An 8,999-nucleotide genomic window follows, 5' to 3' on the forward strand; every position below is an offset into this window, starting at 1 on the left:
ATATATTCACTATTATAACCATGAACGAATCAAGGTTAAATTAAAAGGACTGAGTCCTGTAGAGTACAGGAGTCAGTCCTTAAAAGCTGCTTAATCAAACCGTCTAACTTTCTGGGGTCAGATCAAACCGAGTGGCTTTTGATTGACAATAAAAGCTATTAAAAATTAAAACTTCTTAAAGTTTTTGTTGCCAAATGGTTTACGTGGTGCATTTTCATCACGACGTTCACGCTGGCCATATGTCGCTTGATTGCCAAAGTTTTCAGGGCGGTTTTCACGCTGTGCATAGCTGTTGCCTTGACGTGGTTCACGTTGAGCGTAAGTGTTTGGATTGCCATCCTGACGACGTTCACCACGTTGGGCAAAACCATTGCCATTATTGCCGTCACGACGTGCATAAAGATTGCCAGTATTGTCACGACGTTGTGCATGACCATTCTGGTTTTCACGACGATCACGCTGTGCATAGGTCATTGGGCTTTGGTTTTCACCTTCTTCGCTATCACGGCGTTGCTGACGCAAATAACCGCCACGACGTGCTGCCATTGGTTTTTCTTGCATACGTTCAGTACGACGTTTTGCCATACCAAACAGGCCTGTACCTTGACGTGGCTTCAACTCTACAGATTTGGTCAGGTTGTCGATATCGGCTTTATCCAGCTCCATCCAGCGGCCGGTACGAAGTTCACGCGGTAAAATCACAGTACCATAACGGGTACGCAGCAGGCGGCTGACTTTTAAACCTTGTGATTCAAAAATACGGCGCACTTCGCGGTTACGACCTTCTTTAACCACCACCTGATACCAGCGGTTGATGCCGTCACCACCAATTTCAGAGAAGGATTCGAATTTCGCCGGACCATCATCTAAAACCACGCCCTGAAGCATGTTGTTTTTGATTTGTGGTGTCACTTCACCCATCACACGAACTGCATATTCACGTTCAATTTCATTTGATGGATGCATGAGGCGGTTAGCCAATTCACCATCATTCGTGAACAGTAAAAGACCGGTTGAGTTAATATCCAGACGGCCGACCATCACCCAGCGATCATTGGCAATTGCAGGCAGTTGTTCAAAAACGGTAGGACGTTGTTCAGGATCATTGCGTGAGCAAATTTCACCTTCGGGTTTGTAGTAAATCAGAACGCGACGACGGATTTCGTCTTCAATCTGGAATTGGACTTTACGACCATCGATGCGAAGCTCATCACCTGGTTCAATGCGTTCACCCACTTGGGCAACACGTCCATTGATACTGACACGACCAGCGGCAATGACTTCTTCCATATAACGGCGAGAACCCAAACCTACGCGTGCAAGCACCTTTTGTAATTTTTCACTCATGACAGCATAACCTTAGAAATTATCATCAACAGTTCACCTATCTATGACTTCGCTGCGTGAGCATCGAGCGTCATAAAAGCTTCCTTGGCATCCTGCAGGGGAGGCAATTGGCCTAAAGATGTCAGACCAAAAGCATTTAAAAATTGTGGCGTTGTAACTAACAACGCGGGTCTTCCCGGTAGTTCTCTGAAGCCGGATTCTTTAATCCAGTTCCAGTCAAACAATGATCTTAAGATCTGACTATTGTTTGAAACTCCACGAATCTGTTCAATATCTGCCCGGGTTACTGGTTGGTGATAAGCAATCACAGCAAGGGTTTCGAGCAGGGTGGGTGATAAACGAGTTGGTCGTTCCGGCCACACCTGGGTAATGATATTGCGATATTTAGCCCGAACCTGGAAACGGAACCCTTGTGCGGTTTCTACCAGTTCAATCGATCTACCATGTTGTAGCATGGCAAGCTGTTGTAACAACTGACGCAATTCCTGTTTATTATATTGATTTTGGAATGCTTCTTTCAAACGTGCAAGCGAAACAGCTGTTTCACTGGCAAAAATAATGGCTTCCAGTTGCATCAGCACTTCATGTTGATTCTCGGCAACAGATAGAGATGTTGCTTGATGATCCATTATGCAGCTACTCCTTGAATTGCAAGTGGTGCTTCAATACCGCTGGCAATAATAGCTACTTTTTGTTGCCGTGTGAGTTCTAAAATGGCCATAAATGTAACCACCATGCCCATGCGCCCCTGGCTGGGTTTAAGCAGGGCTTCAAAATGCAGCACTTCACCGGACTGTAAACGGCTTTCAATAAAGGCGATGCGTTCTTCAAGCAACACCGGTTCTTGCTGAATTTGATGGGTAACCGGTTCTGGGCGATTGAATACGCAAAACAGCGCATCACGTAACTGGCTGACATCATAACCTTCATTGATTTGCACCACCTGACCCAGACTAATATTGGCCGGGAAGGTATCGCGTTCCAGAACAGACATGTGTCCTAAACGTTCCGCCGCCTGTTTGACCCGTAAATAGGTTTCCAGCCGGTCAATCAGTTGCTGTTTGGGATCTTTTTCAACGACAACACTTGTGCTCGGTTTTGGCAACAGCAGTCGTGATTTAAGATCGGCCAATAAGGCAGCCATCACCATATAATCTGCCGTCAGCTCAATATTCAGCGACTTCATGGCATCCATATAAGATAGATACTGCGCGGCAATGGGAGCGATATCCAGTTGTAATAAGTCAAAACCGTTTTTTTGAATCAGGTAAATCAGGAAGTCGAGTGGACCTTCGAAATGCTCTAGCAGAATTTCAAATGCAGCAGGAGGAATATATAAATCCTCTGGAATCGTATCTTGCCACTCATCCATAACACGGATATGTGAGCTTGGCTCCATAGGATTATGGATAGGTTGATTCATTGCAGTTTTAGGCCACGCGAATTTTCAAAGGCATGCAGGATGATGCTTTTGCCTCGATCTCGCATCGAAAGAAAAAGCACGTAAATTAGTAAGTGCTAGTGTAATGGAAATTTGACTTCAAATAAATTAGTTAAGTCAACAAATACAAAAAAACCTGAAATTCAGTAAGGTTTTTAACTGGCTTGATGAGGTGAAATGCATAGGGGAGTATGGTTTTAATTTTTTTGACCGAACCGATTGGATTTTGGATTTGTATGAAAAAATGGGGCATAGCATTAGGCCTCATATTGTGAATAGAATAAAAGAAGATTCTGAATATAGAATAAAGCAAAATTTTTCGGCAATATGAATGCCAATAAAAAAGAGATCCCCGATGTCATGAAAGATCATGAAAAAGTACAAGAAAATGAATATGGGCAGTTTATTGGAGTTCCCGTATCTCATCCTTTGCCGACCCATTTTTTAGCCGATACCCTTTATGGTAAATATGCCACCCTGCATGTCTTATCTTCAGCAACCATGAGTGAAGATCAGCTGAAGCAAGTTTGGCAATGTGTAAATGGTGAAATAGATCGCAGCTGCTGGACTTATTTACCTTATTCGGGTTTTGAAAATGCAGCGGAATTGCAAACTGCTCTTGAAAATAACTTTAATTTCAAAAATTCAGTTCATTATCTGGTAGAAGCCAATCATGCAATTGTAGGATGGGTAGGCTTGCTGAACCAGCGTTCCGCCGATCAGGTTATTGAAATCGGCAATGTTTATTTTTCACATCAACTGAAACAGTCTACAGCATCGACAGAAGTCATCTATTTATTATTAAAGGCGTGTTTTGAGCAGGGTTTTCGCCGTGTGGAATGGAAGTGTGATGACTTAAATCTGCCCTCTAAACGCGCAGCCTTGCGCTTTGGCTTTCATTATGAAGGCACTTTTCGCCAAGACCGTATTGCCAAAGGTCGTAACCGCAATACCGCCTGGTTTTCAATTCTGGATCAAGAGTGGCCTGAGCTGGAAAAAGCCTATCTGGCCTGGTTAAGGGCAGATAATTTTGATCAGAATGGGCAACAAAAAATGCGCTTGCGTGATGTTCTTTAACTTTACTGTGTTTAATGATCTGTTGCGGTGGATGTCGATAACTTGAGCGCAAATTCGATGATCTGTTGCGCACTGTCTCGGATGCATAAATTTTGAGTTTGATCGAGGCTGGATAATTTGTGAATAACGGCAACTTCCAGGAAAAATGCATAGGTGTTGTCGATCATCGCAGAAGGGGGTTGCTCAGCATCTGCCTTCATAATTTTCACTTTAGACTCAAGTGTCCAGGGCATTTCCGCATAAATGCGGCTATTTACCTCAAAATCATGATAGTTGAGCAGCACATAAAACAGATCCATTCTCGCACTACTCCTTGATCCTGAACATTCCCTTTAATCTTAACCGTGCTTATTCAAAAGCGCTGACATCACCTACACCACGACGGATCACTTCAGGATTGTCACCGGATAAATCTACAACACTGGTGGTGCTTAAGGTGCCGAATCCGCTATCAATAAATACATCAATACGCTTTTCCAGTTGTTGCTCAATGTCATAAGGGTCATCTAAAGGTTCATCCTGACCGGGAAGAATCAGGGTGCTGGTTAACAATGGCTCACCCAATTCCTTAAGCAACATTTGGCACACACGGTTGCTTGGTACGCGTAAACCAATGGTTTTCTTTTTCGGGTGCATCAAGCGTTTAGGCACTTCACTGGTCGCCGGCAGAATAAAAGTGGTGATTGCCGGGGTATTGTTTTTCAGCAGACGATACATGGCATTGTCGACTTTGGCATAGGTGGCAATGTCGGATAAGTCACAACAAAGAATGGCATATTGATGCTTTAGACCGAGACCACGAATCTGCGCAATCCGTTCCATGGCATTTTTATTGCCGATCTGGCAGCCAATGGCATAGGCCGCATCGGTCGGGTAAACCACCACATCACCGGCACGAATACGTTCTACTGCCTGGCTGATCAAACGTGGTTGAGGATTATCAGGATGTATTCTTAAATGCAGCATATTTATTTTCTCCCCCGACTTACTATTAGTCATTATCTGTTGAATTTACAAAGTCTTGCAATCAGGCTTTGATGATTTTGTGTAAATTAATCCAGCATGTCACGTTGAAACTCGTCACTTTGTAATGTTTTGCCACCCCGGGTACAGGCACAGATACAGGCAATAAAATGTGCAGCATCACGTGGCAACTTGGCTTCACCGGAAAAATAACGTTGTACTTGAGCAAAGACATTATCTTTAAAGGTGCTGCCGTCACCGCCGTCACCAGTCAGGTTATCCAGAGATACACGGAATTTACGACCAAAAGCTTGTGCAAACATCCATTCAATCGCTTGAGGCTTGATTTCGACCTGCTCAAATAAAGCCTGCTGTTCTGCCGTGCGACCATCTGGGGCATACCAGTAACCCAGGTCGGGGAGCAAGCGTCTTTGCTCACCCGCAATAGTCCAGTGACTGATTTCATGCAAGGCACTATTAAAGAAACCATGGGCAAATTGAATGCGGGCAGGCGCATCTTCGGTTGCCGGAAAATATTCAGGTTCAAAATCGCCTTTGACCAAACACACATTTAAGTGGGAAAACCAGTGATTAAAGTGTAGTATAAGCCAATCAACTTGTTGAACTTCAGTTTGCAAACTGGCCCAGGGTGAGCGTTGCACAGGGTCGATAGAAACAGCAGAACTTGAGGTTGAATAAGTAGTTAACTGTAATGAAGTGGTGACTTCAGGTTGCGGCTGCAACTGATGCATGACTTGTATTACCCAATTGATCTGTCTAAATAAGTACAAAATTGTATCTTAATCTTTGACAGAGTACCGATGAATTTGTAGAATTGCCGCCTTAATTATGTCAGCAAATACCTTTCCGGCACAGATTGAGCCGTTTAAATGGGCTGAACAGGGCTTTACATGGTCAGGTACACTGCCATTGTCTCGCTTTGTTCGTATTTCCCGTGAAGCTGTTGGATCAATTGATGATCAATTGATTAACATAGACTGTAAGCTATCAATGGATGCGTATCATCGTATCGTATGGTTAGATGGTCATGTTGAAACGAAAGTACCAATGGAATGTCAGCGTTGTCTGAATCCTGTTGAAATTTCTCTCGTTTCAGACTTTCATTTAGCGCTTGTGGATGATGAATCACTGATAGAGCGCTTGGATGAGGATGCTGATTTCATCGTCTTAGGTGAGAGTGAAGCAACGACAAAAGGCAGCTATGATGCGCCTGCGACGGCTGATTTACTTTCTCTGATAGAAGATGAATTGTTATTGTTGTTGCCTTTGTCTCCTAAGCATGACGTTTGTGAGCATAAGCATCAACCTGCCATTGATGACATTGTCGAAGAAAAACGGGATAACCCGTTTGGTGTTTTGGCAAGTTTGAAGGGTAAACTTAACTAATTTTTGTGTTATACTGTTAAGTATAAGACAACTGAATTTGTTCTGATCCATTTTTTCGATCTTTGTAAGGAGCCATCATGGCCGTTCAGCAAAACCGTAAAAGTCGCTCTCGCCGTGACATGCGCCGTTCACATGACGCTTTAACCGAGAATGCATTAACTGTAGACCAAGCTACTGGCGAGACTCACCGTCGTCACCACGTATCTAAAGATGGTATCTACCGTGGTCGCCAATTATTCGCTAAAGCATCTGCTGAATAATTGATGATGTATTAAGCGTCAAGCTTAGTAGAAAAAATGGGAGCGTTAAGCTCCCTTTTTTTATGGCGTCTTTTTGTTGTATTTGGCAATTACCAAAACAAAAATTAAGTGTTAAATTCCGTTCCGTAAATAAGCTTACATAAGTGTATGTTGGTTATTTAACCGATTGTTGAATAACAATATCACTTCATTACAGGATTTTTTTATGTCTGCTAAACAACTCGAGCAAGTTGCTCAAGCAACGAAAACAGCATTTGTATTTCCGGGTCAAGGCTCACAAAAAGTCGGTATGCTCGCAGAATTGGCTGAACAGTTTAGTAGCGTGACAGAAACTTTTGCAGAAGCATCGGCAGCCGTGGGTTTTGACCTCTGGCACATTGCACAAAGCGGCGAAGGTTTAAATCAGACTGAATTTACCCAGCCGGTACTGCTCACCGCAAGTATTGCACTTTGGCGTGTGTGGCTAGAGTTGGGTGGAGTGGCGCCAAAATATCTTGCAGGACACTCACTGGGTGAATACAGCGCATTGGTTGCTGCCGGAGCGATGTCACTGGGTGATGCGGTTAAGCTGGTGAATTTGCGCGGCAAATTAATGCAAGATGCAGTACCACAGGGTCAAGGTGCAATGGCGGCTATTCTGGGTCTGGATGATGCCAAAGTGATTGAATTATGCGAACAGGTCAATATTCAGGGGCGTGGTTCAGTAGAAGCTGCCAACTATAATGCTCAGGGCCAAGTGGTGATTGCAGGTGATAAGACCATGGTCGAAGCGGTCATGGAGTTGGCAAAAGAAAATGGCGGTAAAGCCATTGCCTTACCTGTTTCTGTTCCATCGCACTGTTCGCTGATGAAACCGGCGGCTGACAAATTTGCACAAGCTTTGGAACATACTGCCATTGAGCTGCCTAGCCTTCCTGTAATACAAAATGTCAACGCGGAAATCGCGACAGAAGTAGCAGGATTACGTCAGGCATTGACTGCACAATTGTATCAATCTGTGCAATGGACCAAGACCATGCAGTTCCTTCAAGATCAAGGAGTGCAGTATGTGGTTGAATGTGGTCCAGGTAATGTATTGGCTAATCTTGCGAAGCGTTTACCAAATATCGAAAAAGCATTCCCAGTCGACAGTAACAGTCGTATGGAAGATGCGCTAAACGCCATTTTAGTGGCTGAAGGAAAAATTGCATGACACAGGAACGCAAAGTCGCATTAGTGACAGGCGCGAGCAGAGGGATTGGTGCAGCCATCGCTCAGCAATTGATTCAAGACGGTTATTTTGTAGTGGGAACCGCCACTTCAGAAGCGGGCGCAGAAAAATTATCTGCAAGTTTTGCTGAAAATGGTGCGGGTGCAGTACTGGATGTACGTGATGCGGCAGCCATTGATGCACTAGTTACAGATATTGAACAAAAATATGGTCCAGTTCTTGTATTAGTGAATAATGCTGGCATTACCAAAGATAATTTGTTACTGCGTATGTCTGAAGATGATTGGGACGATATTCTCAATATTCATTTGAAGGCAGTATACCGTCTGTCTAAGCGTGTCTTAAAGGGCATGACTAAAGCACGTTTTGGCCGCATTATTAATATCAGTTCTGTTGTAGCACACTTTGCAAACCCGGGGCAGGCCAACTATTCTGCTGCCAAAGCAGGCATCGAAGCGTTTGGTCGAAGTCTTGCAAAAGAAATGGGCAGCCGCCAAATTACCGTGAATGCTGTGGCACCTGGCTTTATTGCAACAGAAATGACGGATCAATTAAGCGAAGACATTCGTAAAAAAATGAGTGATCAAGTGGCATTAAACCGTTTAGGTGATCCACAAGATATCGCAAATGCCGTGAGTTTTTTAGCAAGCGATAAAGCAAGCTATATCACTGGTACTGTTTTACATGTAAATGGCGGTTTATACATGAGCTAAGCTCAAGTATAAACTTTGCAAAAATAAGATATTCAATTAAACTAACGGCATTAAAAACGCCACAAGCAATGAGGAGAATTCCTGTGAGCGATATCGAACTACGTATCAAACAAGCGGTTGCAGAACAACTTGGTCTTAAAGCTGAAGAAATCAAAAACGAAGCATCTTTTATGGATGACTTAGGTGCTGACTCTTTGGACTTAGTTGAGCTTGTTATGTCTTTCGAAAATGATTTTGACATCACTATCCCTGATGAAGATTCTAACGAAATCACAACTGTTCAATCAGCTATTGACTATGTTTCTAAGAAACTAGGTTAATTGTTGTTTCAGCTCTGCTGAATATAAAAAAGCCACCTTTAGGTGGCTTTTTTATTTACTCATCAAAATGATAATTACATATCTTTACTGTTGCTGGACCAAAGACAACCTTTCTTTGAATTAATTTTATGTATCTTAGATTCTCAAATGAAGTGCAACAGAGATTAAATTATTGGAAGGAAGCAAGATGAGCTAGTATTTTGCTTCCGACCGACCAAAGTCAAAGTTGCATCATGAACTACACTCATCTTACCCAAGAAG

Annotated in this window: 12 protein-coding genes and 1 pseudogene; 7 read left to right on the forward strand and 6 right to left on the reverse strand. The window is 43.2% G+C overall.

The window, feature by feature from the left end:
• Positions 1 to 94: IS3 family transposase (locus FTT83_RS14680; protein ID WP_180176163.1), on the forward strand; the 94-nt coding region annotated here is incomplete at its 5' end.
• Positions 95 to 492: 398 nt separating this feature from the next.
• Here FTT83_RS14680 and rluB read toward each other — a convergent pair.
• From rluB to FTT83_RS14695, 3 genes and pseudogenes are all read right to left on the reverse strand, one after another.
• Positions 493 to 1,347, reverse strand: a pseudogene (gene rluB, locus FTT83_RS14685) (23S rRNA pseudouridine(2605) synthase RluB); the annotation flags it as partial.
• A gap of 41 nt (positions 1,348 to 1,388) precedes the next feature.
• Entirely contained in the window at positions 1,389 to 1,976 is a 588-nt protein-coding gene (scpB, locus tag FTT83_RS14690) for an SMC-Scp complex subunit ScpB (RefSeq protein WP_180042503.1), read from the reverse strand.
• A complete protein-coding gene (locus tag FTT83_RS14695; protein WP_180042502.1) occupies positions 1,976 to 2,770 on the reverse strand; it encodes a ScpA family protein in 795 nt (264 codons plus the stop codon). Before FTT83_RS14695 ends, scpB begins: the two co-directional genes overlap by 1 nt.
• A gap of 378 nt (positions 2,771 to 3,148) precedes the next feature.
• On the opposite strand from FTT83_RS14695, the gene FTT83_RS14700 reads away from it, so the two are divergent.
• Positions 3,149 to 3,865, forward strand: a complete 717-nt coding sequence (locus FTT83_RS14700) for a GNAT family N-acetyltransferase (RefSeq protein ID WP_180042501.1) — start codon at positions 3,149 to 3,151, stop codon at positions 3,863 to 3,865.
• Between the two features lie 11 nt (positions 3,866 to 3,876).
• Here the strand turns inward: FTT83_RS14700 and FTT83_RS14705 are convergent, their stop codons facing one another.
• The 3 genes from FTT83_RS14705 to FTT83_RS14715 form a co-directional block, all read right to left on the reverse strand.
• Positions 3,877 to 4,164: a hypothetical protein gene (locus FTT83_RS14705; RefSeq protein WP_180082015.1), complete on the reverse strand. Its 288-nt coding sequence runs from the start codon at positions 4,162 to 4,164 to the stop codon at positions 3,877 to 3,879.
• A 49-nt stretch (positions 4,165 to 4,213) separates the two neighbouring features.
• The gene (locus FTT83_RS14710) at positions 4,214 to 4,831 is read right to left on the reverse strand and encodes an L-threonylcarbamoyladenylate synthase (protein ID WP_180042499.1); all 618 of its coding nucleotides are present in this window, start codon (positions 4,829 to 4,831) and stop codon (positions 4,214 to 4,216) included.
• Positions 4,832 to 4,917: 86 nt separating this feature from the next.
• Positions 4,918 to 5,580: an elongation factor P hydroxylase gene (locus FTT83_RS14715; RefSeq protein ID WP_180082017.1), complete on the reverse strand. Its 663-nt coding sequence runs from the start codon at positions 5,578 to 5,580 to the stop codon at positions 4,918 to 4,920.
• A 97-nt stretch (positions 5,581 to 5,677) separates the two neighbouring features.
• On the opposite strand from FTT83_RS14715, the gene FTT83_RS14720 reads away from it, so the two are divergent.
• The 5 genes from FTT83_RS14720 (at position 5,678) to acpP (ending at position 8,738) form a co-directional block, all read left to right on the forward strand.
• The gene (locus tag FTT83_RS14720; RefSeq protein ID WP_086196070.1) at positions 5,678 to 6,235 is read left to right on the forward strand and encodes a DUF177 domain-containing protein; all 558 of its coding nucleotides are present in this window, start codon (positions 5,678 to 5,680) and stop codon (positions 6,233 to 6,235) included.
• A 77-nt stretch (positions 6,236 to 6,312) separates the two neighbouring features.
• Entirely contained in the window at positions 6,313 to 6,495 is a 183-nt protein-coding gene (rpmF, locus tag FTT83_RS14725) for a 50S ribosomal protein L32 (protein WP_004279227.1), read from the forward strand.
• A gap of 205 nt (positions 6,496 to 6,700) precedes the next feature.
• Positions 6,701 to 7,687 carry an ACP S-malonyltransferase gene (gene fabD, locus FTT83_RS14730; RefSeq protein ID WP_180174697.1) on the forward strand — a complete coding sequence of 329 codons (987 nt, stop codon included), beginning with the start codon at positions 6,701 to 6,703 and terminating at the stop codon, positions 7,685 to 7,687.
• Complete coding sequence (fabG, locus tag FTT83_RS14735; protein WP_166171102.1) at positions 7,684 to 8,418, forward strand: 3-oxoacyl-ACP reductase FabG; 735 nt, start codon at positions 7,684 to 7,686, stop codon at positions 8,416 to 8,418. The genes fabD and fabG overlap by 4 nt, the downstream gene beginning before the upstream one ends.
• Before the next feature lie 83 nt (positions 8,419 to 8,501).
• Positions 8,502 to 8,738: an acyl carrier protein gene (gene acpP, locus FTT83_RS14740; RefSeq protein ID WP_004651013.1), complete on the forward strand. Its 237-nt coding sequence runs from the start codon at positions 8,502 to 8,504 to the stop codon at positions 8,736 to 8,738.
• The last annotated feature ends 261 nt before the right edge of the window (positions 8,739 to 8,999 follow it).

This window comes from Acinetobacter sp. YH01018, assembly GCF_013420295.1.
Taxonomy (GTDB): Bacteria; Pseudomonadota; Gammaproteobacteria; order Pseudomonadales; family Moraxellaceae; genus Acinetobacter.